Source organism: Pseudomonas sp. GW822-FHT06D10 (assembly GCF_058799535.1).
The window spans coordinates 337687-362660 of the sequence record NZ_JBXALN010000006.1 but is presented as its reverse complement, the minus strand read 5'-3'; the positions used below and the strand labels follow the sequence as shown (position 1 = coordinate 362660).

Genomic DNA, 24974 nt, shown 5'->3' with positions numbered 1-24974 from the left:
GGAAACCTTTGGGTGACCTGATTTTTCGTAACTCGGATATAGCAAGCTGCGTGCCAAGTCATCAAACCCCGTATTTCAAGGGTTTGCCGGCGACGGCAAGGCGGCAATGCCAGAAAAGCGGCAACGGATTTCCGCGAAACACCGGCAAAGCGGCAACCACCCTGCCGCTTTCAGCCAGGCGCGCCAGATAATCGCAGGCACAAAAAAGGAGGCCCAATGGCCTCCTTTTTAGGTACGACGATCTGCTGGCTACTTGGCCTGGTAGATGATGCCCGGACTGCATTGCACCATCTGATAATGATCCGGCAGCCCATTGAGGGCTTCAGAAGCCCCCAGGAACAGGTAGCCGCCAGGCTTCAGGGTGCTGTGAATGCGCATCAGGATGTCCTTCTTGACCTCCGCCGAGAAGTAGATCAACACATTGCGACAGAACACGATGTCGAACTTGCCGAGACTGGCGTAACTGTCCAGCAGGTTGAACGAGCGGAACTCCACGCGGCTCTTGATCGGCGCCTTGACCACCCAACGCCCCGGCCCCTTGGGGTCGAAGTAACGCTGCAGGCGCTCGGCCGACAGGCCACGCCCAATTGCCAGGCTGTCATATTCACCGGTCTTGCAGTTGTTGAGCATGGTCCCGGACAGATCAGTGGCAACGATCTGCACCCCCATCTTCAACTGCCCCATGTTGCTACGCTCGAACTCATCGATGGACATCGACAGCGAGTAGGGCTCCTGCCCCGACGAACAGGCCGCCGACCAGATGCGCAAGCGTTGGTTGGGGCTGGCCTTGATGGCTTCGGGAAGCACCTTGTTCTTCAACACCTCGAATGGGTAGGTGTCGCGAAACCACAAGGTTTCGTTGGTCGTCATGGCATCCACGACCATCTCGCGCAAACCACTGCGGGGCTGGGTCTGAATCCGCTGGACCAGCTCACCCAAGGTTTTTATCCCTTGCTGCTCCATCAGTTTGTTGAGACGGCTCGAGACTAGATATTGCTTATTTTCCCCGAGCAAAATACCACAGGCTTTTTCCAGGAAGACCCGGAACTGTTCAAAATCCAAATTACCCGTAGACAATGCTGCCGCCTCTTAAATCTTATGTCCGCCAGGGCGAGTGCCCTTAGCTGTGATCTGCTGCTTTGATCCGGTCGACTACCCGGGATGCCAGGTCATCAGGGCGGAACTTGGCAAGGAAGTCATCGGCACCGACCTTCTTCACCATCGCCTGATTGAACACCCCTGACAACGAAGTATGCAGGATGATATGCAGCTTTTGCATGCGTGGATCATTACGTATCTCGGCCGTGAGGGTGTAACCGTCCATTTCGGGCATCTCGATGTCGGAAATCATCATGAGGAATTCCTCTTCCGGCTTCTTGCCCTCGTCCACTAGCTTGCGCAAGTAATCCAGCGCTTGCCGACCATCATTCAATGCCACTACCTCGACACCTACGGTTTGCAGGCAACGGGTGACCTGCTTGCGTGCCACCGACGAGTCATCGACGGTCAGCACCCGCAGGGAAACAGCCTTGTGCTGGGTTTCGACATCCACCACTCCTACCGAGATCGCCTCCGAGGTCGGCGCGACTTCCGCCAGGATCTTCTCCACGTCGATGATTTCCACCAACTGGTTGTCCACCCGAGTGACCGCCGTCAGGTAGTGATCGCGTCCGGTCCCCTTGGGCGGCGGATGGATCTCTTCCCAGTTCATGTTGACGATGCGCTCCACCGAGCGCACCAGGAAACCCTGGGTCTTGGTGTTGTACTCAGTGATGATGACGAACGGATTGCTCTGGTCCTGCAGGCCACCAGAACCCGTAGCCATTGCCAGATCCAGGATCGGAATGGTCGCCCCTCGTATATTCGCGACACCGCACACCACAGGACTGGATTTGGGCATCAGGGTCAGCTTAGGGCATTGCAGCACCTCGCGAACCTTGAATACGTTGATCCCGTAGAGCTGCCCACCGTCCAGACGGAACAGCAACAACTCTAGTCGATTCTGCCCAACCAATTGCGTGCGCTGGTTCACCGAATCCATTACACCAGCCATGCCCAGACTCCCCAAAGCTTTAAGATCCGACGCACGCTCATTGCTAAACGGCACGGCGCTTGCTTTTTAACTGTTATGAACGCCAAAACGACATTTTTCCGACGCCTGACATCCCGCTACCGCACTTTGCTGTACGGGCTGTCGGCTCTGTACATTTTAAACCCCGGCAACCCTGCCGTTGCTGATTCGGTCACCCTGCCTGATCTTCTTATCGGCGTCACTCAAGGGTTTCTTGAATTCACGGTAGAAGACTACCTGGCCACCAGTCAAACGGACGGTCGCTATGAAATCCAGGTCAACCAACTGGACCCGCGCATGCGCATGCCCAATTGCGACAAGGAATTGACAGCCAACCTGGAAAGCCCGGCTCAACCGCTGGGGCGGGTCACCGTCAAAGTGCGCTGCGAAGGCGCCTCGCCATGGACGGTATTCGTGCCGGCGCAGGTCAAGCTGTTTCGCGAGGTGGTCACCACTGCGCGCCCGCTCAAGCGCGCCGGCATCATCGAACCGGAAGACGTGGTGCTGCGCGAACGGGACATCAGCCAGAACAATCAGGGCTATCTCACCTCAGTGGACCAAGCCATTGGTCAGAAACTTGTCCGACCAATGGTCGCCGACCAGCTCGTTACCCTGGCCCATCTGGAGCAGGCGGAAGTCGTGCGCAAGGGCGATCAAGTGGTGATTTCGGCACGCAGCGGCACGCTGAATGTGCGGATGCCGGGCGAGGCGCTGTCCAACGGCGGCATGAGCGAACAGATCCGGGTCAAGAACCTCAATTCGCAACGGGTGATCAAGGCCCGCATCACGGCGCCAGGGCAAGTGGAAGTGGCCATGTAGATAGCTGGCGCTCAACCCGTGCGTTCCCTAAACTGTGGTCGATAAAGGGTCGCAGATACCTGACCTGGTTTGTCGACAATCGAGCCTAAAGTTTTTCAGGGTATGGCCGAAAACATGGCAAGCGTCCAAATACCCAGAGGTTTACTTCATCATGGTCATCGACTTCAGCCGTTTAAACAGCTCCCCTTCACTGACAGGCAGTACGCGTACCAGCACCAGCAAGGAAACCGGTGATGCCGGCAAATCCACGCCGCTGACAACCGCCGCCGAAACCAGCAAAAGCGGGGAATCGGTACACCTGAGCAATGAGGCTCAACAGTTGCAGAAAGTCACTGACAAGCTGCGCGATCAGCCTGCCGTCGACAAAGCCCGGGTGGCCGAGTTGAAGCAAGCGATTGCCGATGGCAGCTATAAGGTCGACAGCAACCGCGTAGCCAGCAAACTGCTTAACTTCGAAGCCCAGCGCTAGCCCCAGGCTTGCGCCAGGCTTTTGGACGCTTAATCCCCAAGGCCAGCCATGCACGACACCAACCTACTGCAATTGATCAACGATGACCTTGCTCCAGCGCAACACTTGCTGGAGCTGCTACGCGCCGAGTCTATCGCCCTCCACGGCCGCGACATGCCGCTGCTGGAAGATATCCTGGCGCAGAAGCAAGCCTTGGTCATTTTGCTGGAACAGCATGGCCGTAAGCGCACGCAAATTCTTGCCAGCCTGAACCTACCGACCAACCGCGAGGGGCTCGAGCAACTGGCCAGCCACTCCAGCCTGGGCGCGCAGTTGCTCGAACAGAGCAATGTCCTGACCCAATTGCTTGCCGAGTGCCAAGCTGCCAACGAGCTCAATGGTCGCTCGATCCAGATCCAACAGGCCACCACCGCCAACCAGCTGAAAATCCTCAATGGTGGCGAACCTCCTGCCCTATACGACGCCCGCGGCTCTACCTCAATGCTTGCGAAGCCACGCCCACTCAGTCAGGCTTAATCCCAAAAAATGAGCGCGCGCTACCAAGCCGTGAAACATGCTGGCAAAATGCTGGCTCCTGCGTGTAGTTGTATTTTGTCTGGAGATTGATGAACCGTGTTCAACGCCTCAAATGCGGAAGATACTCCGCAGCCACCCAAGGTGCTCACCACTGCGTTGGAGATCTCTTCCAACCTGCGGTTGCTGCAAGAGAGCCATGACCCGCTGATCATCACTTTCCACGAGCGTAGCCAGCGCTTCCAAAGCTATCTGGTGGAAGTGGACCGCGATAGCAACATGATCGCCCTCGACGAAATGATTCCCCGCGACGGTGAACGCTTCCTGCTCGCAGGCGAGCCGTTTCGCGTAGAAGGCTTTCATGAAGGCGTACGCATCGCCTGGGAAAGCAACGGCTTGCCCACCCTCGACGAATCCAACGGCGGTCGCTGCTACCGCGCCACCCTGCCGGACGAAGTGGTATACCACCAGCGCCGCAACGCCTTTCGTGCCGCCCTGAAGCTGGCACAACTGGTAGACATCGAACTGAGCGGCGAAAAACTCAAATCGCCCCTCAGCGGCAAGCTACTGGACATTTCCGCCACCGGCTGCAAATTGCGTTTCGACGGCGATATTTCCTCACGCCTGCAACTGGGCCAGGTTTACGAGCGCTTTATCGCCGCCCTGCCCTTCGGCAGCATGACGGCCCCGGTGGAACTGCGCTACCTGCACCACGAAGAACGCATCGACACCACCTTTGCCGGCGTACGCTTCCACAACATGAGCGGCCTGGTACAGCGCCAGGTCGAACGCTTCGTCTATCAACTGCAGCGTGAAGCGCGGCGCTTCGATAAAGACGACCTCTGATTCAAAGGCATCAATGAAAACGGGCAGTGCCTTGCGGCAACTGCCCGTTTTTTTTGCGCCTAAGGCCTGGCCCCGCTGAGGTGTTCCCGGGCGCATTCCTCTGCAGGCGTTTCGTCCGCAGCCTGCGGGGTATCTGGTGCAGGCTCATCAGGCGCAGCTTCCGGCACGGGCGCGCTCTGCATCTGATCCTGAACCACCTGTTCGTCCACCCGCGGATCCAGAGCCGCCACCAACGGTGAACTGGACATGCTGTCCGGCATCGCCACGTGATGCAGTGGCGCATCGTCGACCTGATGCAGATTGGTCACGGCCTTCGGCCGAATCCGCCAGACCAGCACCAGGGCAAAAAAACTGAAGAAGGCGTAGAGCATTTGGCTACCGAACAACTTCATCAGCACCCCTGCCGCCAATGGGCCAATACTCGCACCCACGCCATAGGTCACCAGCAGCATCGCCGTCAGCGAGACCCGCCGGTCCCCTTCCACATGGTCATTGGAGAACGCCACCGCCAGCGGATAGAGACAGAACTGCACCAGGGAACACAGGAAGCCCAGAACAAACAGGACCTCCAGCGGCACCGAAGGCAGGATCGCCAGGGGCAGGGCCACCACCGCCAGGAACAAGGCAAAACAGCGGATCAGCAGCGCCCGGTCATAGCGGTCGGACAGCCAGCCCAGCGGCCATTGCACCACCAGCCCGGCGAAAATGCAGCTACCCATGAACAGACCCACCTGCTCGGTGCTCAAGCCCTGCTGCGAGGCATAGAGCGGCGCCAGACCGTAGAACGAACCGACGATCAGCCCCGAACCCAGTACCGTGCTCAGCGATTGCGGTACACGCTTGATAAAGAAGCGCGGCTCCATGGGTGCAGGGCGCAAGGGTGCCGGGTGAATGCGCCGCGTCATGGCCACCGGCACCAGGCACAGGGCAAAGCACAGCGCCACCAACATCAACAGCTCCAGGCCCAGGGCCGGGTGCATGACCAGTATCAACTGCCCCAGCACCAGGCCCAGGTAAGAGGCAATCATGTAGCCGCTGAACACCAGCCCGCGCTGCTTGGCGTCGGCCTGCTCATTGAGCCAGCTTTCGATGACCATGTACTGGCACATCATCCCCAGGCCCACGATCATCCGCAGCACTAGCCAGGCCGGCAACCAGTCCACCAGGCCGTGGCCCAGCACTGCCGCGCCGACAATCCCGGCACAGGTGGCGTAGGCACGGATATGCCCGACCCGGGCAATCAGTCGGTGCCCCAGCTTGCCCCCCAAAACCAGGCCGAAATAGTTGGCTGCCATCAAGGCCCCCACCCATAGCCCGTCGACATGATCGGCGGCCAGGCGCAGGGCCAGATAAGTGCTGAGCAGGCCAGAACCGATCAGCATCATCAGCGACGCGAAATAAAGCGCTCGAAAGGATTTCCAGATTTGGCGCATCGGCGTTCCGAGCGGCTCCTTGAATGAGGTATCGAGCCCCGGCAAACCAGGGCCCGACCAGCGACGGTTCGGTTATGCCTGGGCCGCTAACACACGCCGCTCCCAGGGAGTAATTTCATCAAAGAAACTGGTCAACTCCATGGTCTTCGAAGCAATGTAGCCTTCGATGAACTCGTTGCCGAACAGTTCCCTGGCCAACTGGCTACGTTTCAGACGCTCTAGGGCCGCATGCAAGGTACAGGGCAACGAAAGATTGTCCGGCACTTCGAACTCACCCTGGATGGCAGCGGTTGGCTCCAACTCGTTCTCGATGCCATGCAAACCTGCTGCCAGGCTCGCGGCGATCGCCAGATAAGGATTGGCGTCCGCCCCCGGCAGACGATTTTCCACCCGTCGCGCCACCGGTGAACTGGCCGGAATCCGCAGGCCAGCGGCCCGGTTGTCGTGGGACCAGCACGCATTGTTCGGCGAAGCGTAAGGATGACACAAGCGCTGATAGGAGTTCACATTGGGGGCGAACAAGGCGGTGAAGTCGGCGAGGCCGGCCTGCAGGCCGCCAATGAAATGCCGGAACATCGCCGTAGGTTGCCCGGCGTCGTCACTGAAAACGTTACGGCCGTTACCCATCTCCACCAGGCTCTGGTGTATATGCATCGAGCTGCCCGGCGTGTGAGCCAAGGGCTTGGCCATGCAGACCACGATCAGGCCGTGCTTGAGCGCCACCTCCTTGAGCAGGTGCTTGAACAGGAAGGTCTGGTCCGCCAACAACAGCGGGTCACCGTGCAACAGGTTGATTTCGAACTGGCTGACGCCCATCTCGTGCATGAAGGTATCGCGGGGCAGGCCCAAGGCGGCCATGCCTTCGTAGACCTCCTTGAAGAATGGCCGCAGACCATTGTTGGAACTCACGCTGAACGCCGAATAGCCTTCCTCCCGGCGCCCATCCAGGCCGACAGGCGGCCGGAAGGGCTGCGCTGGATCGTCATTGGCCGCAAACACGAAGAACTCGAGCTCGGTGGCCACCACCGGCGCCAGACCCAGGGCGGCATAACGGGCGATTACCTGTTTGAGCTGCCCACGAGTGGAGAGCCGCGAACTCTCGCCGCTGAGCTCATCGGCGTCACAGATGGCCAGCGCTCTGGGCGTTTCACTCCAGGGCAGGCGGTGGATCTGCCGGGGGTCGGCATTGAGCGCCAGGTCGCCGTCGTCGCTGCCGTAGAAACGTGCTGGCGGATAACCGCCCATGATGCATTGCAGCAGCACCCCCCGCGCCATCTGCAAGCGCCGCCCTTCGAGGAACCCCTCGGCGGTCATTACCTTGCCCCGCGGCACGCCATTCAGATCCGCGGTGACACATTCGATCTCATCAATGCCCGTCAATCGCTCGGCGAGTGAACTGTGGCCATCGGTTGTCATGACTCAATCCTTGTTGTTATACGAGCCGCGAACGGCGACCCGTACAAAATACGCACCACCCGTTCAGGATTTCAAGCAGGCGCGAGTAAAATCCCCGGCCCTGCCCCCACTGGCGGGGCAAGCAGGCCGCCAGCCTTGTTACAGGTCCATGGTGTCCATCAATCAGGACAAGGGAGTAGGCTCGGCACGTCGCCTACGCCAACTTGAGGGAGCGCCCATGCTGGGAAGCCTTGCCGATATTGATTTGCGGATGCTGCGGGTGTTCTGCGCCATCGTTGATGCCGGCGGGTTCACCGCAGCCCAGGCACGGCTCAACACCAGCCTGTCGCGACTGAGCGTGGTGGTCCGGGACCTTGAGGAGCGCCTGGGCTACTCCCTGTGCAGGCGCGGTAGCAGCGGATTTCAGCTGACCGATCAGGGCCAGGAGCTGTTCGAGGCAGCACAGTTGCTGTTCGCCGACATCGAGCGCTTTCGCCAGCACGCCAACCGCCTCGGCCCCATCACCCGCGAGCAGTTGCAGATCGGCAGTGTCGACAGCCTGATCAGCCTGCCCTATGCCCCCCTGTCCCTGGCCCTGGGCCATCTGCGCCGGCGCCTGCCCCAGGTACGGCCGAACCTGCACCTGATGCGCCCCGACGAACTGGAACAGGCCGTGCTCGACGAACGCCTGCACCTGGCCATCGGCGCTTTCCACCATCAACTGTCGGGGTTGCACTATCAGCACCTGTTCGAGGAGGAACAGAACCTCTACTGCGCCAACGGCCATCCGCTGTTCCTGCGCACCGACGAAACACTGACCCTGGAAGAAATCTGCGCCGCCGACTATGTGAGCCGGGGCTACATGGCGGAACACCAGCGTCCCCATGACCTGCACTTCAACCAGAGCGTCAGCGCCTACGCCATGGAGGCCATCGCCACGCTGATTTTCTCCGGCACCTACCTGGGTTACCTGCCCAGCCACTATGCAGCGGCCTGGGTGGCCAAGGGCCAACTGCGCGCCTTGCTACCCGAGCGCCTGGCCTACCGCTCGCACTTTCACTGCATCACCCGCCAGGGCCAGGAACCCAAGGTCGCACTGGCAACCTTTCTGGAATGCCTGGCCCTGGCCGGGCGGCAACTGGGCGAGGCACACCTTCAACCACTCGTGGCTCAGGGCAAGTAGAGCTTGAACAACCCGCCGCCCAATGGGCCGCCATTGCTGATCCGAGTGTGGCCGCACACGCCATTGCGCTGATGCAATTCGGCAATGCGCCCGGCAAAGTACAGGCCCAGCCCGGTGCTGCCGCTGCTTTGATTGATGCCCTGCACATAGTCGGCCTGACGCTCGATCATCCCTTGGGGATAGCCTTCGCCATCGTCGTTGATGGACAGCACCACCTGCCCTTCCTCATCACTGACGCTGATCAGCAGGGCATGACGTGCATGGCGAATGGAATTGTTGATGCAATTGGCCAATACCGAGGCGATCAGCTCACGATCGAAGAACCCCAGGGGGCTCAGCGGATCGACTTCATAGGCGGCGGAAATGCCACGGCTCTTGAACACGTCCTGGTGGCTCACCAGTTGCGCTTCGATGAAGTCATCCAGTTCGTGGTAGGCCGGCTGCAACGGCAGCTGGTTGATCCCCAGCTTGTACAGCCCCAGCAGTTGCACCAGCATGCCGTTGAGGTGGGCGAACTGATAGTCGATCACCCCCTGCTCTGGCGCACTCTGCTGCTCGGGCAAGCGCGCCAGCCACTGGGCGTGCGCCTGCATCAGCATGGCCAGGGAGTTCTTCATGTCATGTACGGTGGAGGCGATCACCGTGGAAAAGTCGAGCGCCTGTTGCTTTTCGATCATTGGCCAAACGCCTTGCTTCGCAGCTTCTGATAGCGCGGATAACGCGCGTCGGTATCGGGCATCATGCCCACCAATTTAAGGCACGCCCGGCATTCTTCCAGGAGTGCCGCGTCCGGATTGGCGTCGGCGCCGTGCAGCAGCGACTGGGCCATGTTCAGGGCAATACTGATGTTCTTCGGTTGCATGGCCAGGGCCTTGCGGAACAACTCCCGCGCTTCCACGAGGTTGCCGCCCTTGTAGCTGCGCACGCCCTGACGGTTGATATCGGCGGCGGCATTGGAAGAACTGAGGATAGTCGGGTCGTCGGTCAGCTTGGCGATGTTCTGCATGACCTTCGGATCATCACCATAGATCTCCGCACAGTTCTTGAGCATCGAAGCACCGGCACTGGCCTGCCCCAGCATCTGCAGTTGCTTGGCCACCAGCAGCGCCGCTTCGGGGCTCATGAACTGCTCCATGCCGTCCAGGCGCAGCAACGCCTGCTCGGTGAGTTTTTCCGCGGTCTCGGCATCATTGAGCAACAGGCTCGTGGCCTTCATCAGCCGCGCGCGAATCTGCAGGCCCGGGTCAGTGGGATTCTCCTTGGCCACGGCACTCAGGGTCTGGTTGATTTCCAGTCGGGTGCGCGTGTCCAGGCCCCTCTCGCTGCCCTTGCTGATCAGGGCATGGGCCAGCCCGAGGTTGCTTTCCGGGTCCTTGAAACGCGACTGCGCGCCCTGGGACACCGCCTGGCGATAAGCCCGGGAGGCGCTGTCAAAGTCTTCGTTGGCCATGGCCAGCTTGCCCAGCAATGCCTGGCGCCGCACGGCCAGGGGAGAAAGGCGCACCGCCTCTTCCAGCACGTTCTGGGCCCGCTGGGTATCGCCTTCGGCTACCAGCACCTCTGCCAGCCCGTCGTAGAGGCCCGGCATCATCGGAAAGGCCTTCAAGGCCTTTTCATAAACCGCCTTGGCCTCGCCAACCTGCCCGCGCTTGAACAGCAGGCGCCCCAGCCCGACGTAGGCCCAGGGCAGCGGCCGGTCCGCCAGGATGCTGTTGTACAGGCGCTCCAGGGCCTCGTTCTGATGCATGTCGCGCAGGGCATCGGCGCGGTAGCGCAAGCATAACGGCGCATAACGCGGGTCCTGCTTGCACAGGGCGATGCAGGCGTTGAGCACCTCCACCGGCTTGCCCCGGTCAAGGGCCTGGAGAATGGGTTTGAGCAACGTCTTGCGCTGCTGCAGGCGCTCCAGGCGCTGGGCCAGACCGGAGCGGTTGAAAGGCTTGGTCAGGTAGGCATCGGGCTCATGCTCCAGGGCACTGAGCACCATGGCCTGGCTGCTCTCGGCGGTGACCATGAGGAACACGCTCTCATGGCTGATGAGCTTTTCCAGCATCAGGTCTTCGAGCACCTGCTGGCCGTTTTTCTTGCCGTCGCCCAGGTGATAGTCCTGGAGGATGAAGTCGTAGCGCTTCTGCGCGCACATGCGCAGGGCCTGCTCGCCAGTGTCGGCGGTGTCTACATCCTTGACGCCCAGCTCACGCAGCATCGAACGCACCGAACTGCGGAAGTCCGAGAAATCATCGACGATCAAAAAGCTCTTTTGGTGGTACGCCAGCATCGAAGATTCCAGGCAAGTAAGAAGATCAATCCAAAGACAGCAGGACCCACCCGGCTTCGCAGCCTGTTTTTGGCGCGCAGATAATAGCTGCTGGCCACGGGCTATCAAGCACTTTCCGGTCGGCCTGTGATCCAGGCCGTCACTTGGGAACACAATTGTCCACTGAGGTTATCGGCCGGATTACGCATTCCCTTATAGCCGACAGGCGGCATTTCACCGCGGATTGCACAAGTCTCGACCAGCCCGTGTACTCGGCCGTAAAAGAGGCCCGTTTGCACGCTGAAACCTTGGATTCTGAAACATCACCTGATAGCGTGCTGCGCCTCACAGCCTCGATCGTTTCTGGCCGGAAATACCCCTGCATTGCAGAGGGTCTGCCGCGCAATAAAGGGTCCATCAGTCGCAAGCGTCGCAGGCTTGCGACCCGGGTGTCGAAGGATCGGCATGACACCCCACGGCGGTACCAACGACGAGGAAGTACCGGTCTGCCAGGCAGTGCATCACGTGATGCGCAGGTCATTATCAAATGGAGTTAACGATGGCGCATAACAGCAGTGCGATAACCGGCATTGAACTGGAACAGTTCATGGACCGCCTGGAGGCGCAACAGCAAGAACAGGAATCCGATGCCCTGCTGGCTCAGTTGCAGGCACAACCGCTGCAGGCCGACTCCCTGGCGTCCATCGACCGCCTGCACACCCTGTGGATGCAGGCCGGTGATTCAGCGGCAGCCCGGGCCGTCATCGATCAGGATGGCGACGCTCTTGTACAAGCCGCCCCAGAGCCGGCCCGCGCCGAGCTGATGATGAACCTGGCTATCCTGCGCCTGCGGGTCGCCAACTACCTCGATGACGAGCCAACCCTGATCGAAGTGCTCGGACAGCTCGAACAGATGGCCACGCAAACCCTGGATTTCAATGTCGAGCATTACCGCCGCTATCGGATCTTCGACGATCTGGAACGCGCTAGTTGTGAAATAGCACTGAAAACCATCGAAGTGCGCTACGCCCTGACCTTGGGCAACCCTGCCCGCGCGGCCCTGCGTGCCTGGGATGCCGCCGATCAGTATCAGCGCCGCGCCCGAGTCCTGGCCTACCACGACCGCAATGAAGAGGCCCGTAGTGCAGCCCTGGAGGCGGTCAACGCCGTACGTACCGCCGGCCCGGACCAGGATATCGATGAAGGCGACTGGCTGTGGTTGGGCAACTCGCTGATCGAGATCATTCCGCTGCGCCTGGCACTGTTCGAGCAACCCATCGCGCAACTGACCGCTGGCCGCTCCCTGCCCCAGCGCCGCGAATGGGAAGTGCGCACCGCACGCTTGGCGGCCCGCGCCCTGCACGCCCAGGGCGACCTGGCCGGCGCCCTGAAGATCTGCAATGCCGCAGCCCTGAGCCTGGATTCCGACGGGGGCAACAACTTTATCGAATACGAATTGCCCTGGCTGATGGAAGCTGGCCGCATCGACGAAGCCGGATTTCGCGCATTCATCGATGTCTATGACAGGCAAACCGAGCTATGGCCAGCCACCGCCCGCCTGGTACTCGATCGCCTGCAAGACCCTGATGAGCGCAGTGCCTGGTGGCCGATTTGCGTGATGCGTGCCTGTATCACCGAGGAAGTGCTGCAGAGCTTCCTGCAAGCACTGCCAAGTATCGAAACCAGCGAGTCTGCCACCACGCCACTGCTGGCCGCACTCTCCCTGGCCATGGAGGACCTGCAAGCTGGCGAAGCGCTGTATACCGAAGCTCGTGCAGAAGCCGTACGTCGCGCGCCCGATCACCCCTGGATCACCCGCCTGGCAGCGGTGCATGACGCTGAGCACGGCCTGATCGATGCGGCCACTGAAGCCAGCCTGCTGCAAACCGCCATCCAGGCGGGCCGCATGCAAGACAACCGCAGTGCGTTTTCGCTGTTTGCCGCTCGGATCAACAGCCAGGGGATTATCGAGGCACTCAAAGCGCCCAAGCCCGTCCTGTCCTGCGGCAAGCACGCCTACAACTACGCACTGGGCATTGAAGACCTGGCCGAAGCAGAAGCCGACAAACTGCCCCCGGACGCCCGGGACCAGGCCTATTCGTTGCTGCGCGAAGCCCAGAGAGATGCCTACGAGCAGGGCCAGGCCCATATGGAGCGCTATTTCGCCAGCGGCAGCGGCCACCCCTACGATGCCTGCGCGCACCTGTATTCCATGCTCTGCAACAACCTGGCGATCAACTACCGCTACTACAACCCGATTCGCTACGAAGACGCCATCGAACTGCATACACGGGGCATCGTCGCCAGCCCGTTCGCCGAACACTACAACGGGCTGCTCAGTGCGCGTATCAGTCTGGAGGATCTGCCCGGCATTATCGATGCCGCGGAACAGCTTTGGCATTACTCGGCCGAGTTCGGCTACAGCCGCCACAACCCGGATGAATACGTAGCCTCGGTGGCGTACGCCCTGTACAAGCTCGATCGCGACAATGAGATCCTCATCTGGCTCGAACGCCTGCTCAAGTGGCAGGAAGAGCAAGGCGTCAGCGATCAGCAACTGGACAGCTCGGCGCTGTTTGCCCGGATCCAGGTCGCACGCTACCTGGCCCATGCCCATCCGGACAACGCCGACAGCCTCTGGCAGCGTTACCAGCCGGCGGTACTGTCCTTGAACGAAGTCTCGGTCATGTCCGCCTCGGTGGACTTCCTCAAGGCCCGGGGGCGGGCCGCCGAAGCCATTGACTACTGCGCACGCACCCTGGCCCTGTGCACCCCGGACGATGACTACGACATCCGGTGCCGTGCCCGGATCGAGCAAATCCTGAGCGAGCTGCAAGCCCCGGCTCAACCGGCCGGCAAGAAAAACTGGTGGCAGATATGGAAGTAAGCGCCGACAAGCGCAGCCCCAGCTACGCCCCGCGCAACCTGCTCAATGCCGATGAACTGAAACGCGGCATCACCCAGCGCAGCCAGCAGCGCAAGGACGAGCAAGCAGTGCAGGGCTGGCTGTTGAACCACTTCTATCGCCACCTGGCGGGCAACTTCGAACCGGCACGGCGCATCCAGTCACTGGATGACGCCTGTACGGCCCTGGGTAGCGACTCTCTGCCGACGTGGGTGAGCGGCTATTTCGAGCACGCCGCCAAGGCGCAATCCGAAGATTGCGCCAAAGCCCTGGCGCCTCTGGTCTGGGTCAACCCGCAGGACCCGCAGCTGCTGCAGCAGGAAGCCCAACTGGTGGAGTTCCTGACCTCACGCAAAGGCACAGCTCTTGAGGGCAAGCTGGATCGCATCACCTGCCTACAAGCGCTGGCATTGTGGGAAAGGGAGCATGCACAAATGGCGGCCCGGGTCGACCAGGGGTGGCGCCAGAGCTCTGCCGAAGCCCTCAACGTGATCCTCACCTGTGCCGAGCACACCTGGGTCGAACTGCGCCCGCACAGCCCGCTGTTGCGGGCCGAGATGGCCTTTGAAAGCTACGTGATGCGCCATTGTCTCGGGCAGTTCGCCGACCGTCGGGCCCTGACCGGCGGCTACGGAGAGCGTTACGCCGAAGCGATGGAACAGCAGGGCATACGCGTGTTCAGCCTGCGCGATGCTCAAGGCCAACCCCACATCACCGTCAGCCTGATCATCCAGGACGACGGTGCACTGACGGTGGAGCAGGTCAAAGGCAAGCAGAACCGCCCGCCCGTCGAACGTTATTTCCACGACCTGCTGCGCTTTCTCAACACCCTGGGCACCGACCAACAGACCCCGGCCGACTGCATTGCCATCGGCATAGTGCGTACCGAGGCGGGTTGGCTGCGTATCGAAGAAGTCAGCGACCCTCAAACCCAGACCCGTCTGGTGGCCCGTTACCCACAGTTGTTCCGACGGCTGGAAGCCCCTTCGGCCATGGTCGAGTGGCTGGTCGCGGCACGCCAGTCCGACCTGCTGCTGGAGGTCGCGCCTCAGGCGCCGACTGTCAAGTACGCCACCCGTCACATCTTCAAGAAAAGCCCCTGGCTACCCCGTCAGGCCGAAGACCCGCAGTATCGGACCGAAGGCGTAGCCTGGTCGGATATGCCCCCATCCCTGGCCGAAGAAATCAGCACATGGCAAAACAGAAGCAGGTAATACGCAGATGATGACGGTAATTGTCGTGCTATTGGGCGCCTGGCTGGGCTGGCGTCACTTTCGCCGCCCGTCGGGAACATCCCTGGTGGTATTCACACCACGTAAGCGTTGGGCACTGACACTGGCACAACCCATGGTCGATGCCACCGGAATGACCGGTTTCTACGACCCCGATACCACCCACTTCATGGATCAGGCGAAAAGCACCCTGCGGGCCTCGTTGCTGCACCAGATCGGTTTTCGCAGCAACGCCACCGACGACGAAGTCTGCGCCCACCTCAATGGCACCCTGGAGCGCCAGTGGTTTCGTATTGACCTGCATGGCCTGAATCCCAGTGACGACCCGCGAGCAGCCATGGCCTTCGCCTGCGTGCGCAGCGCATTTTTTGTCCGTTGCGCCATGTTGATGAGCTGGCTCGAACCTGCAACAGGGTGGCGCATCATGCTGCTCAACGCCCAGCGGGCCCAGGACTGCTTCAACGACTGGGAAGACTTCGGTAAGGCCTTCATGCTGGGCCGCCAGCAATGGATAGCCGCATTCAGGGCCGATTCCCTGGGAGCTTCATTCAATGAAACGAAGCTGAACCAGTTGCTGGCACCCGGCAGCGGAGTGTGGGCAAGGGTCGACTGGAAGGGATTGCCGGCGCTCTGTCCGGTAGCGGATTGATATTTCTGGCCCTATTCACAAGCACGTAGCCCCACGCTGGTCAGGCTGTCACCAATACAAGAAAAAGAGCCCGTTGTTTAACGTGCCCCTCGGATAGACGAAAACAAAAAAGCCCCGCCCGAGGATCGCCCGGTGGGGCTTTTCTTTATTCTTTCGCTCCGGGGTCCAAGAACAGATCAACCGCGCAGGGATCAGCCCAGAAAGATACGAATTATATGGTGTCCCAGGGCAGGTTCGAACTGCCAACCTTCCCCTTAGGAGGGGGATGCTCTATCCAATTGAGCTACTGAGACAAAACAGCGAGCGCCATTGCGGCACGGCGCGGAGGACGGCGTGCATGTTAACGGCCAAGGCTGCATTTGTCATGTGATCCATAGGGCTTTTTGCAGGAAGCATCAGGCTCGCCCCGCGGCTTCGATGCCGCGTCGTGCAAATTGCATCACCGCAAAAAGCCATCATTGCAAAATGCAATTAAAGAGACTTTAAAAATCAGCTCAACATATTGTTTTTAAAGACTTTATCGCCAGGTAAACTCTTGGCACGCAGGCTGCTTATTCAGTGGATAAACACTGAGGAGATGCCGCCCATGAATAGCGCTCTGTTGCTCTTGAATGCGATTGCCATTGCCGTATTGGCGGCCTTTCACTTTCAACCTGCAGATGACGCTGCCCCTGGCGGGTCATCCTTCGCCCATTACCAGCAACGCCTGGCACCCCAGCTGGCAGTCATGAACACCCAGATTGAGCCTGGCTCAGTGACCCGGGTTACCCAGGGAAAAGCCTCGCAACAGCCAGGCGCCGCACCCACTGAACGCTGGGTATTTTGAGACCGAGACTACAGGAGCCATTTATGTCCACCGCTGCCAAAAGCCTGCTTGTTCTGACGCTACTCAGCGCCATTGCCGCTGTGTTCCTGCCTGAAGAACCTCTGGGCAGCGCGCCACTGATCATCAGCGGCTCACTGTTCGGCCTGTTTCTGCTGGCACTGCTGGCTGGCCGCAAGATCAAGTTCGACCCTGTATTGCGCTGATACCGTGCTCTTGCAATATGTCTAAGAGGCGCCTCAAGGTAACCTGTAATTCGGCAGAATTATCCAGGCGAACCACTCCCTCCTCATCCAGCCAGCCGGCATGGGCAAACTGTTCATTACGCTGCAGGCGCTCTTCTATCTCCGGCAGGCTTTCCCTGGCCCGACGCAGCAAGCGACGGCGTAATACTTCGTTATCAACCGTCAGAACTATCGGAATCAGATCGGGATACCGAGCTCGCGCCCTGGACAGATAGCCTCTGGACCCGTTGACCAGGACATTGCGCCCCTGCGCCAACCAGCTATCGATCACCACGGGAATCCCATAACCCAGGCCATTGGCCTGCCAGAACAAAGCGAAATCCCCCCGGCCTACTCGTCCCGCGAACTCCTCGGCGGTGACCTCAATCGCCTCCTCTCCCACCGACTCGGCAGAGCGCGTGATCACCCTTCTTGCCACTTCACAGCCCAACGCACTTAAAGGCTGCCGGGCCGCATCAATCAGGCTATCCTTGCCGGCCCCTGAAGGCCCCATCAAGTAGATCAACCTACCCGGCATGGGTGGCTGCTCCGCAGAGCACAACTAGTAAATCGGCCATTTGCCACTATCCTCTGACAGGTAGGGATTACACTTTCATCCGCATAGCATGCACCTTCGTCGGTGCACTGACACTCCCGCAGGATGGGAGAGTGCGGCCACTAACGCGGACCCGACGAACTTTTCAAACCAGTCCGCATTTCTGATAATTGGTGCTGGCATAACGCCTTTATCCAGTTCAATATTTGTCACAGAATTGACGCCAAGGATCTGGCAATTTTGAGGCATGATGCGGGCCTCTTAACAATTCAGGTTGAACATTTGGCATTCAGGCTTGTCCTAAAAGACAGCCCGCGGCCAATTCCGAGAACCGCTCCCCCTGAACTAACCGGTTAAATATATGCGCCCATTGAAACAGGCAATTTATTCCAGCCGTACGGCTGACAAGTTCGTCGTACGTCTACCCGACGGGATGCGTGAACGCATTGCCGAGGTGGCTCGCAATCATCACCGCAGCATGAACTCCGAAATCATCGCGCGCCTGGAACAGAGTCTTATTCAGGAAGGCGCCTTGGGTGAAGAGCTGAGCATGCGCCTGGACAGCCCCGAACTGTCCTTGCATGAGCGCGAACTGCTTCAACGTTTCCGCCAACTCTCACATCGCCAGCAAAACGCTTTGGTTTCGCTGATCGCCCATGACGCCGAAATGGCCGCAGACGCCACCTGATTGCATCTCGCAAGCTCAAGCCAGCCTAGTCGCTGGCTTTTTTTTGCCCCGCCAAAAGCAGCGAAGCGCCATTTAGGCGCTTCGTCGGTAACCAACAGGGAAAAACGGCTCAAAGCAGGAAAATGGTCGCCAGGCCGAGAAAGATGAAAAAGCCGCCGCTGTCAGTCATGGCGGTGATCATCACGCTAGCGCCCATCGCCGGATCACGCCCCAGGCGCGCCAGGGTCATGGGGATCAGAACCCCCATCAGCGCCGCCAGCAGCAGGTTCAAGGTCATGGCAGCGGTCATGACCACCCCCAGCGACCAGCTCCCGTAGAGCATGTACGCCACGACACCGATCACCCCACCCCAGACCAGGCCATTGATCAGGGCTACTGCCAGCTCTTTACGCATCAAGCGCGAGGTATTGCCAGTGCTCACCTGGTCCAGGGCCATTGCCCGGACAATCATAGTGATGGTCTGATTACCCGAGTTGCCACCGATACCCGCAACGATGGGCATCAGGGCCGCCAACGCCACCAGCTTTTCAATCGAGCCCTCGAACAGGCCAATCACCCGGGACGCGACAAACGCGGTAATCAGATTGATCGCCAGCCAGGCCCAACGGTTGCGCAGGGATTTCCAGACCGAGGCGAAGATGTCTTCCTCTTCCCGCAGACCGGCCATGTTGAGGACTTCGGTCTCACTTTCCTCACGAATCAGGTCGACCATTTCGTCGATGGTCAAACGGCCGATCAACTTGTCGTTCTTGTCGACCACAGGGGCCGAAATCAGGTCATAACGCTCAAACGCCTGAGCCGCGTCGTAGGCGTCTTCATCCGGGTGAAAACTCACCGGATCACTGGCCATGACCTCAGCGACCTGCTTGTCCGGGTCATTGACCAGCAGACGTTTGATCGGCAACACCCCTTTGAGCACGCCGTCGTAGTCCACCACGAACAGTTTGTCGGTGTGGCTTGGCAATTCTTTCAGGCGACGCAAATAACGCAGGACCACTTCCAGGCTGACATCCTCGCGGATGGTCACCATCTCGAAGTCCATCAGCGCACCGACCTGCTCCTCGTCATAGGACAGCGCGGAGCGAACGCGCTCACGCTGCTGACCGTCGAGAGCCTCCATCAGCTCATGGACGACGTCTCGCGGCAGCTCGGGGGCCAGGTCAGCAAGTTCGTCAGCGTCCATCTCCTTGGCGGCAGCCAGGAGCTCGTGATCGTCCATGTCGGCGATCAGGGTTTCACGTACGGAATCGGATACTTCGAGGAGGATGTCGCCGTCACGCTCAGCCTTGACCAACTGCCAGACGGTCAGACGCTCTTCCAGAGGCAAGGCTTCAAGGATGTAGGCGACGTCAGCAGAGTGCAGATCATCGAGCTTGCGTTGCAACTCGACGAGGTTCTGCCGATGGACCAGGTTCTCGACCCGGTCATGATGATGGCCTTCCTGACGGTGCGTCAGGTCTTCAACTACTCGCTGGCGCTGCAGCAGTTCAACGACTTGAGCCAGGCGGTCTTGCAGGCTTTCCTGCGTTTTCTTTACTTCTACTTCGGTCATAGGCGAACTCCACTCCCAGCAGAGGAGCACGCCGGAAGGATCAATCAGTCAATTCATGATTGTTAAAACGGGATACTGAGTAACTACTGGGTAAGTCCATGGAGGTATTCCACAAGCCCCGGCGGGGCTGACGGGCGCAATCATACACCGCTTGACGGTTTTAAACGTTAAAAAATCGCGGCAAGAACAAGCGCTTGCGGCATAAAGCTGAGCAACGTCCGAATCTATGAGACTGCGACGCCTCGACAGAAAAAGAAAACACACAGCACAGGAAAAAAGTCGGAGAGACAGGCTCACAGGCATTGCATTCGACTTCCGCCGGGCAAAGCCGTTCCAGCCCAGGAGGGCAAAAGAGATAAAGGAGGATAAAAAAGGCAGAAAGCAAAAAGCCCGCATCTTTCGATGCGGGCTTCCTGGTGTATGGTGCGCACTCGACAGGATTCGAACCTGTGACCGCTCGGTTCGTAGCCGAGTACTCTATCCAGCTGAGCTACGAGTGCATTTTGTGTTTTTAGACCAGACCACAACTGGTTGAAGCCAAGTTAACTACATAACTGTAACTAACTCTTAAATGGTGCACTCGACAGGATTCGAACCTGTGACCGCTCGGTTCGTAGCCGAGTACTCTATCCAGCTGAGCTACGAGTGCATTTGTTGCCGCGCATTATAGGCCGTTAAATCTTTTTGTAAAGCACTTTTTCTAGTAATTTCAACAACTTACAGAAGAAGCCAGATTACAACGTACTAAGCAAATAATGGCGGAGAACGGGGGATTCGAACCCCCGACACCCTTTTGAGGTGTACTCCCTTAGCAGGGGAGCGCCTTCGGCCACTCGGCCAGCTCTCCGCAACACGGGGCGTATATTAACCAGCTTTCTCCCCGTTTGCAAACAAAAAAAACGATAAAAATTAATGGCTTGGTTCTTCGTCCTTCTCTTTCTTAATCCGCAGGTAAATTTCCTCACGGTGAACCGCCACTTCTTTGGGGGCGTTGACACCAATACGCACTTGATTACCTTTGACGCCGAGCACGGTCACAGTGATCTCGCCATCACCAATGATCAGGCTTTCTGCGCACCGACGAGTCAGAATCAGCATACCTTTCTCCTCACGCATTACATTTTCAGGGACTACAGTCTGCAAAAAAAAGGGTGTTGGCCTACAACCGGGTCGGCTGCAGTCCTACACGCCTAAGTATTGACTAGCACGGGCAAAAGAACAGTTTTCTCCCGTGCCGATCAAAAACACAAAGGGCGCGGTCAGACCGCGCCCTTTCAAACACGCATCACTCGCCCTGTCGGGCCGGAGCGTCGAGCTCGAAAGCGGTGTGCAGCGCACGTACCGCCAACTCCAGGTACTTCTCCTCGATCACCACCGAAACCTTGATTTCAGAAGTGGAGATCATCTGGATGTTGATGCTCTCTTTAGCCAGGGCCTCGAACATGCGGCTGGCAACGCCCGCGTGGGAGCGCATGCCGACACCAACGATCGATACCTTGGCAATGTCCGTGTCGCCTACCACTTCGCGGGCACCGATTTCACGTGCGGTGTTCTCCAGCACGGTCTGGGCCGCCAGGTAGTCATTGCGGTGCACGGTGAAGGTGAAGTCGGTGGTGTTATCGTGCGAAACGTTCTGCACGATCATGTCGACTTCAATGTTCGCCGCGCTGATCGGGCCAAGGATCTTGAAGGCCACGCCAGGATTGTCTGGCACGCCACGGATAGTCAGCTTGGCTTCATCGCGGTTGAAAGCGATGCCGGAAATGATCGGCTGTTCCATGGATTCCTCTTCATCAATAGTAATGAGGGTGCCCGGACCCTCCTGAAAGCTGTGCAGAACGCGCAGCGGAACGTTGTACTTGCCAGCAAACTCGACCGCACGGATCTGCAGCACCTTGGAACCGAGACTGGCCATTTCCAGCATCTCTTCAAAGGTGATCTTGTCCAGGCGCTGAGCCTTGGGCACAACCCGTGGATCGGTGGTGTAGACGCCGTCGACATCGGTATAGATCTGGCACTCATCGGCCTTCAGAGCCGCCGCCAGCGCCACACCGGTGGTGTCGGAACCACCACGCCCCAGGGTGGTGATGTTGCCGTGCTCGTCAACGCCCTGGAAACCAGCAACCACTACCACACGACCGGCTTTCAGATCGCCACGAATCTTCTGATCATCAATCTGCAGGATTCGCGCTTTATTGTGAGCGCTGTCGGTTAGGATGCGCACCTGGTTACCGGTATAGGACACCGCCGGAACACCGCGCTTGATCAACGCCATGGCCAGCAACGCGATAGTCACTTGCTCGCCGGTGGAGACGATCACATCCAGCTCACGGGGAACCGGTTTGGCTTCGCCACTGATCTGCTTGGCCAGATCGATCAGGCGGTTGGTTTCGCCACTCATCGCCGACAGCACGATCACCAGGTCATCGCCGGCTTCGCGGAACTTCTTCACCTTGTCGGCGACCTGCTCGATCCGCTCGACAGAGCCGACCGAGGTGCCTCCAAATTTCTGTACGATCAAAGCCATTTTCTAAGCCGCCTCAGCCCGTAAAGGGGCGCCCGTTAAACAATCAAACTGCACAGCGCAAGGACCCGCCACTAGACGACGGGCCCGGCTCGGCGCCTTAAATACCCTGCTCGACAAATGGCACGGTCAGGGCCAGCGCGGCATCCAGTGCAGCGGCATCAACACCGCCGCCCTGCGCCATGTCTGGACGACCACCGCCCTTCCCGCCCACTGCCGCAGCGGCTTGCTTCATCAAATCACCGGCTTTGAGTTGGCCAGTCAGGTCCTTGGTTACACCGGCAACCAGTACGACCTTTTCCTCATGGACACTGCCGAGCAGGATCACTGCGCGGCCGAGTTTGTTTTTCAACTGATCCACCAGCGCCAGCAGCGCCTTGCCGTCCTGGCCGTCGAGACGCGCAGCCAGCACTTTCACGCCCTTGACGTCTGCCGCCTGAGCGGACAGATCATCGCCCGCGGCGCTTGCAGCCTTGGCCTGCAACTGCTCGAGTTGCTTCTCCAGCAAGCGGTTGCGTTCCAGCACTGCCGACAGCTTGTCGATCAGGTTGTCGCGGCTACCCTTGACCAGGGTCGCCGCTTCCTTGAGTTGTTCTTCCGCCGCATTCAGGTACGCCAGGGCCGCAGCACCAGTCACTGCCTCGATACGACGCACGCCGGAAGCCACACCGCCTTCGCTGGTAATTTTCAGCAAGCCGATATCGCCGGTACGGTTGGCGTGGATACCGCCACACAGTTCTACCGAGAAGTCGCCGCCCATGCTCAGTACGCGCACGCTGTCGCCGTACTTCTCGCCGAACAGCGCCATGGCGCCCTTCTTCTTGGCGGTATCGATATCCGTTTCTTCGGTTTCCACCGGGGTGTTCTTGCGAATCTCGGCGTTGACGATGTCTTCCAGCGCCTTGATCTGCTCGGGCTTGATCGCCTCGAAGTGGCTGAAGTCGAAACGCAGGCGCTGGCTGTCCACCAGCGAGCCCTTCTGCTGTACGTGCTCGCCCAATACCTGACGCAGCGCAGCGTGCAGCAAGTGGGTGGCCGAGTGGTTCAGCGAGGTCGCGTGGCGCACTTGCGCGTCGACCTGGGTTTCAACCGGCGCACCAACAGTCAGGCTACCCTTGGCCAGCACGCCATGGTGCAGGAAGGCACCGCCGGTCTTGGTGGTGTCGCGCACGTCGAAACGCGCGTTGCCAGCCTGAAGATAACCGCAGTCACCGATCTGGCCGCCGGATTCGGCATAGAACGGGGTCTGGTCAAGAACCACCACACCCTCTTCGCCTTCGCTCAGCACGTCGACCGATTGTCCTTCCTTATAAAGAGCAACCACTTTCGCCGAACCGCTGGTGGCGTGGTAACCGGTGAACTCGGTAGCCACGTCGACCTTGACCAGGCTGTTGTAGTCCATGCCGAAAGAACTGGCGGAGCGGGCACGCACACGCTGGGCTTCCATTTCGCGCTCGAAGCCTTCCTCGTCGAGAGTCAGGTTGCGCTCGCGGGCGATATCGCCAGTCAGGTCCATCGGGAAACCGTAGGTGTCGTACAGCTTGAACACCACGTCGCCCGGCACCACCGTGCCCTTGAGCTCGGCCAGGTCCTGCTCGAGGATCTTCAAGCCCTGCTCCAAGGTCTTGGCGAACTGCTCTTCTTCGGCTTTAAGCACACGCTCGATGTGCGCCTGCTGGGACTTCAGCTCCGGGAAGGCTTCGCCCATCTCGGCAACCAGGGCGGCAACGATCTGATAGAAGAAGCTGCCCTTGGCGCCCAGTTTGTTGCCGTGACGGCAAGCGCGGCGAATGATCCGGCGCAGCACATAGCCACGGCCTTCGTTGGACGGCAGTACGCCGTCGGCAATCAGGAAGCCGCAGGAACGAATATGGTCCGCCACCACTTTCAGCGAAGCCTGGGCATCGTTGGTGCAGCCGATGGCCTTGGCTGCCGCATCCAGCAAGCTCTGGAACAGGTCGATCTCATAGTTCGAGTGCACGTGCTGCAGCACCGCGCTGATCCGCTCCAGGCCCATGCCGGTGTCCACCGACGGCGCGGGCAGCGGGTGCAACACACCATCGGCGGTGCGGTTGAACTGCATGAACACGTTGTTCCAGATTTCGATGTAACGGTCGCCGTCCTCTTCCGGCGAGCCGGGCGGGCCGCCCCAGATATCGGCGCCGTGATCGTAGAAAATCTCGGTGCAAGGGCCGCACGGGCCGGTATCGCCCATGGTCCAGAAGTTGTCGGACGCGTAAGGCGCACCCTTGTTGTCGCCGATACGCACCATGCGCTCGGCGGGTACACCGACTTCCTTGGTCCAGATGTCGTAGGCCTCGTCGTCGGTGGCATACACCGTGACCCAGAGCTTTTCCTTGGGCAGGTTGAGCCACTTGTCGGAGGTCAGGAAGGTCCAGGCGAAGGTGATCGCATCACGCTTGAAGTAGTCACCGAAGCTGAAGTTACCCAGCATTTCGAAGAAGGTGTGGTGACGAGCGGTGTAACCGACGTTTTCCAGGTCGTTGTGCTTGCCGCCGGCGCGGACGCACTTCTGGCTGCTGACAGCGCGGGTATAGGCGCGCTTTTCCTGCCCCAGAAAGCAATCCTTGAACTGGTTCATCCCCGCGTTGGTGAACAGCAGGGTGGGGTCGTTGCCTGGGATCAAGGAGCTGGAGGCTACACGGGTGTGGCCTTGCTCTTCGAAGAAGCGGAGGAAGGCTTCACGGATTTCTGCGCTTTTCATTAGGTTCTTCCACGGAGACTGCGGCCAAAGGCCTGTGCGCAACGTCAACAGACGAAACGACGGCAAAGGGCCGCATTATATCGGCGTTAATCACTAGGTACAGCGTGTTT

At 59.5% G+C, this 24974-nt stretch carries 22 protein-coding genes and 4 tRNA genes; 11 read left to right on the top strand and 15 right to left on the bottom strand.

Annotated features, from left to right (window positions below):
• Positions 1–249: 249 nt before the first annotated feature.
• Entirely contained in the window at positions 250–1077 is an 828-nt protein-coding gene (gene cheR / locus AC1RL5_RS22340) for a protein-glutamate O-methyltransferase CheR (protein WP_011062744.1), read from the bottom strand.
• 43 nt (positions 1078–1120) lie between these two features.
• Positions 1121–2053 (bottom strand): chemotaxis protein CheV, encoded by a 933-nt coding sequence (locus AC1RL5_RS22335; RefSeq protein WP_492589420.1) that lies wholly within the window; start codon positions 2051–2053, stop codon positions 1121–1123.
• Between the two features lie 75 nt (positions 2054–2128).
• Between AC1RL5_RS22335 and flgA the strand changes: the two genes are divergently transcribed.
• From flgA to AC1RL5_RS22315, 4 genes are all read left to right on the top strand, one after another.
• Entirely contained in the window at positions 2129–2890 is a 762-nt protein-coding gene (gene flgA, locus AC1RL5_RS22330) for a flagellar basal body P-ring formation chaperone FlgA (RefSeq protein WP_492589422.1), read from the top strand.
• 151 nt (positions 2891–3041) lie between these two features.
• Positions 3042–3359 carry a flagellar biosynthesis anti-sigma factor FlgM gene (flgM, locus tag AC1RL5_RS22325; RefSeq protein WP_011062747.1) on the top strand — a complete coding sequence of 106 codons (318 nt, stop codon included), beginning with the start codon at positions 3042–3044 and terminating at the stop codon, positions 3357–3359.
• A gap of 48 nt (positions 3360–3407) precedes the next feature.
• Positions 3408–3875 carry a flagella synthesis protein FlgN gene (locus tag AC1RL5_RS22320; RefSeq protein WP_011062748.1) on the top strand — a complete coding sequence of 156 codons (468 nt, stop codon included), beginning with the start codon at positions 3408–3410 and terminating at the stop codon, positions 3873–3875.
• A 96-nt stretch (positions 3876–3971) separates the two neighbouring features.
• Positions 3972–4718 (top strand): flagellar brake protein, encoded by a 747-nt coding sequence (locus tag AC1RL5_RS22315; RefSeq protein ID WP_492589424.1) that lies wholly within the window; start codon positions 3972–3974, stop codon positions 4716–4718.
• Positions 4719–4777: 59 nt separating this feature from the next.
• On the opposite strand, the gene AC1RL5_RS22310 is transcribed toward AC1RL5_RS22315, so the two are convergent.
• Both AC1RL5_RS22310 and AC1RL5_RS22305 read right to left on the bottom strand, forming a co-directional pair.
• The gene (locus tag AC1RL5_RS22310) at positions 4778–6151 is read right to left on the bottom strand and encodes an MFS transporter (protein WP_093407625.1); all 1374 of its coding nucleotides are present in this window, start codon (positions 6149–6151) and stop codon (positions 4778–4780) included.
• A 72-nt stretch (positions 6152–6223) separates the two neighbouring features.
• Entirely contained in the window at positions 6224–7465 is a 1242-nt protein-coding gene (locus AC1RL5_RS22305; protein WP_169892267.1) for a glutamine synthetase family protein, read from the bottom strand.
• Positions 7466–7784: 319 nt separating this feature from the next.
• On the opposite strand from AC1RL5_RS22305, the gene AC1RL5_RS22300 reads away from it, so the two are divergent.
• Complete coding sequence (locus tag AC1RL5_RS22300; protein ID WP_072450707.1) at positions 7785–8729, top strand: LysR family transcriptional regulator; 945 nt, start codon at positions 7785–7787, stop codon at positions 8727–8729.
• On the opposite strand, the gene AC1RL5_RS22295 is transcribed toward AC1RL5_RS22300, so the two are convergent.
• Both AC1RL5_RS22295 and AC1RL5_RS22290 read right to left on the bottom strand, forming a co-directional pair.
• Positions 8717–9406: a sensor histidine kinase gene (locus AC1RL5_RS22295; RefSeq protein ID WP_093407615.1), complete on the bottom strand. Its 690-nt coding sequence runs from the start codon at positions 9404–9406 to the stop codon at positions 8717–8719. The genes AC1RL5_RS22300 and AC1RL5_RS22295 overlap by 13 nt on opposite strands.
• A complete protein-coding gene (locus AC1RL5_RS22290) occupies positions 9403–11007 on the bottom strand; it encodes a tetratricopeptide repeat-containing response regulator (RefSeq protein ID WP_011062754.1) in 1605 nt (534 codons plus the stop codon). The genes AC1RL5_RS22295 and AC1RL5_RS22290 overlap by 4 nt, the downstream gene beginning before the upstream one ends.
• A gap of 538 nt (positions 11008–11545) precedes the next feature.
• On the opposite strand from AC1RL5_RS22290, the gene AC1RL5_RS22285 reads away from it, so the two are divergent.
• The 3 genes from AC1RL5_RS22285 to AC1RL5_RS22275 are packed head-to-tail and all read left to right on the top strand — an operon-like array spanning position 11546 to position 15772.
• Positions 11546–13873, top strand: a complete 2328-nt coding sequence (locus AC1RL5_RS22285; protein ID WP_093407611.1) for a hypothetical protein — start codon at positions 11546–11548, stop codon at positions 13871–13873.
• Positions 13864–15105: a hypothetical protein gene (locus AC1RL5_RS22280; RefSeq protein WP_093407606.1), complete on the top strand. Its 1242-nt coding sequence runs from the start codon at positions 13864–13866 to the stop codon at positions 15103–15105. The genes AC1RL5_RS22285 and AC1RL5_RS22280 overlap by 10 nt, the downstream gene beginning before the upstream one ends.
• 7 nt (positions 15106–15112) lie before the next feature.
• Entirely contained in the window at positions 15113–15772 is a 660-nt protein-coding gene (locus AC1RL5_RS22275; protein ID WP_093407601.1) for a DUF1266 domain-containing protein, read from the top strand.
• Between the two features lie 216 nt (positions 15773–15988).
• Here AC1RL5_RS22275 and AC1RL5_RS22270 read toward each other — a convergent pair.
• A tRNA-Arg gene (locus tag AC1RL5_RS22270) sits at positions 15989–16065 on the bottom strand.
• Between the two features lie 293 nt (positions 16066–16358).
• Between AC1RL5_RS22270 and AC1RL5_RS22265 the strand changes: the two genes are divergently transcribed.
• Together AC1RL5_RS22265 and AC1RL5_RS22260 are read left to right on the top strand one after the other, a co-directional pair.
• On the top strand, positions 16359–16598 hold the full coding sequence (locus AC1RL5_RS22265; RefSeq protein ID WP_065365406.1) for a hypothetical protein: 240 nt from the start codon (positions 16359–16361) through the stop codon (positions 16596–16598).
• Positions 16599–16621: 23 nt separating this feature from the next.
• Entirely contained in the window at positions 16622–16801 is a 180-nt protein-coding gene (locus AC1RL5_RS22260; RefSeq protein WP_041119533.1) for a PA3371 family protein, read from the top strand.
• On the opposite strand, the gene phnN is transcribed toward AC1RL5_RS22260, so the two are convergent.
• A complete protein-coding gene (phnN, locus tag AC1RL5_RS22255; protein WP_072450711.1) occupies positions 16776–17357 on the bottom strand; it encodes a phosphonate metabolism protein/1,5-bisphosphokinase (PRPP-forming) PhnN in 582 nt (193 codons plus the stop codon). The two genes, AC1RL5_RS22260 and phnN, sit on opposite strands and share 26 nt — an antisense overlap.
• Before the next feature lie 379 nt (positions 17358–17736).
• Between phnN and AC1RL5_RS22250 the strand changes: the two genes are divergently transcribed.
• The gene (locus tag AC1RL5_RS22250) at positions 17737–18063 is read left to right on the top strand and encodes an Arc family DNA-binding protein (RefSeq protein WP_003204761.1); all 327 of its coding nucleotides are present in this window, start codon (positions 17737–17739) and stop codon (positions 18061–18063) included.
• Positions 18064–18172: 109 nt separating this feature from the next.
• Here AC1RL5_RS22250 and mgtE read toward each other — a convergent pair whose 3' ends face one another.
• From mgtE to alaS, 7 genes are all read right to left on the bottom strand, one after another.
• Positions 18173–19615: a magnesium transporter gene (gene mgtE / locus AC1RL5_RS22245; protein ID WP_011062760.1), complete on the bottom strand. Its 1443-nt coding sequence runs from the start codon at positions 19613–19615 to the stop codon at positions 18173–18175.
• A 426-nt stretch (positions 19616–20041) separates the two neighbouring features.
• Positions 20042–20115, bottom strand: a tRNA-Arg gene (locus AC1RL5_RS22240).
• Between the two features lie 72 nt (positions 20116–20187).
• Positions 20188–20264 (bottom strand) — tRNA-Arg (locus AC1RL5_RS22235).
• 107 nt (positions 20265–20371) lie between these two features.
• A tRNA-Ser gene (locus AC1RL5_RS22230) sits at positions 20372–20462 on the bottom strand.
• 62 nt (positions 20463–20524) lie between these two features.
• Positions 20525–20713 (bottom strand): carbon storage regulator CsrA, encoded by a 189-nt coding sequence (gene csrA, locus AC1RL5_RS22225; protein ID WP_002554426.1) that lies wholly within the window; start codon positions 20711–20713, stop codon positions 20525–20527.
• A gap of 187 nt (positions 20714–20900) precedes the next feature.
• Positions 20901–22142, bottom strand: coding sequence for an aspartate kinase (locus AC1RL5_RS22220; RefSeq protein WP_011062761.1), 1242 nt, complete (start codon positions 22140–22142; stop codon positions 20901–20903).
• Positions 22143–22239: 97 nt separating this feature from the next.
• Entirely contained in the window at positions 22240–24864 is a 2625-nt protein-coding gene (gene alaS, locus AC1RL5_RS22215) for an alanine--tRNA ligase (RefSeq protein WP_072450713.1), read from the bottom strand.
• Positions 24865–24974: the final 110 nt, after the last annotated feature.

What these genes read in the sequence shown, in the direction of transcription:
- AC1RL5_RS22335 (WP_492589420.1), bottom strand. Translation starts at nt 2,053, where the DNA reads ATGGCTGGTGTAATGGATTCGGTGAACCAGCGCACGCAATTGGTTGGG.
- flgA (WP_492589422.1), top strand. Translation starts at nt 2,129, where the DNA reads ATGAACGCCAAAACGACATTTTTCCGACGCCTGACATCCCGCTACCGC.
- flgM (WP_011062747.1), top strand. Translation starts at nt 3,042, where the DNA reads ATGGTCATCGACTTCAGCCGTTTAAACAGCTCCCCTTCACTGACAGGC.
- AC1RL5_RS22320 (WP_011062748.1), top strand. Translation starts at nt 3,408, where the DNA reads ATGCACGACACCAACCTACTGCAATTGATCAACGATGACCTTGCTCCA.
- AC1RL5_RS22310 (WP_093407625.1), bottom strand. Translation starts at nt 6,151, where the DNA reads ATGCGCCAAATCTGGAAATCCTTTCGAGCGCTTTATTTCGCGTCGCTG.
- AC1RL5_RS22305 (WP_169892267.1), bottom strand. Translation starts at nt 7,465, where the DNA reads ATGACCGCCGAGGGGTTCCTCGAAGGGCGGCGCTTGCAGATGGCGCGG.
- AC1RL5_RS22300 (WP_072450707.1), top strand. Translation starts at nt 7,785, where the DNA reads ATGCTGGGAAGCCTTGCCGATATTGATTTGCGGATGCTGCGGGTGTTC.
- AC1RL5_RS22295 (WP_093407615.1), bottom strand. Translation starts at nt 9,406, where the DNA reads ATGATCGAAAAGCAACAGGCGCTCGACTTTTCCACGGTGATCGCCTCC.
- AC1RL5_RS22290 (WP_011062754.1), bottom strand. Translation starts at nt 11,007, where the DNA reads ATGCTGGCGTACCACCAAAAGAGCTTTTTGATCGTCGATGATTTCTCG.
- AC1RL5_RS22285 (WP_093407611.1), top strand. Translation starts at nt 11,546, where the DNA reads ATGGCGCATAACAGCAGTGCGATAACCGGCATTGAACTGGAACAGTTC.
- AC1RL5_RS22280 (WP_093407606.1), top strand. Translation starts at nt 13,864, where the DNA reads ATGGAAGTAAGCGCCGACAAGCGCAGCCCCAGCTACGCCCCGCGCAAC.
- AC1RL5_RS22275 (WP_093407601.1), top strand. Translation starts at nt 15,113, where the DNA reads ATGATGACGGTAATTGTCGTGCTATTGGGCGCCTGGCTGGGCTGGCGT.
- AC1RL5_RS22265 (WP_065365406.1), top strand. Translation starts at nt 16,359, where the DNA reads ATGAATAGCGCTCTGTTGCTCTTGAATGCGATTGCCATTGCCGTATTG.
- AC1RL5_RS22260 (WP_041119533.1), top strand. Translation starts at nt 16,622, where the DNA reads ATGTCCACCGCTGCCAAAAGCCTGCTTGTTCTGACGCTACTCAGCGCC.
- phnN (WP_072450711.1), bottom strand. Translation starts at nt 17,357, where the DNA reads ATGCCGGGTAGGTTGATCTACTTGATGGGGCCTTCAGGGGCCGGCAAG.
- AC1RL5_RS22250 (WP_003204761.1), top strand. Translation starts at nt 17,737, where the DNA reads ATGCGCCCATTGAAACAGGCAATTTATTCCAGCCGTACGGCTGACAAG.
- mgtE (WP_011062760.1), bottom strand. Translation starts at nt 19,615, where the DNA reads ATGACCGAAGTAGAAGTAAAGAAAACGCAGGAAAGCCTGCAAGACCGC.
- csrA (WP_002554426.1), bottom strand. Translation starts at nt 20,713, where the DNA reads ATGCTGATTCTGACTCGTCGGTGCGCAGAAAGCCTGATCATTGGTGAT.
- AC1RL5_RS22220 (WP_011062761.1), bottom strand. Translation starts at nt 22,142, where the DNA reads ATGGCTTTGATCGTACAGAAATTTGGAGGCACCTCGGTCGGCTCTGTC.
- alaS (WP_072450713.1), bottom strand. Translation starts at nt 24,864, where the DNA reads ATGAAAAGCGCAGAAATCCGTGAAGCCTTCCTCCGCTTCTTCGAAGAG.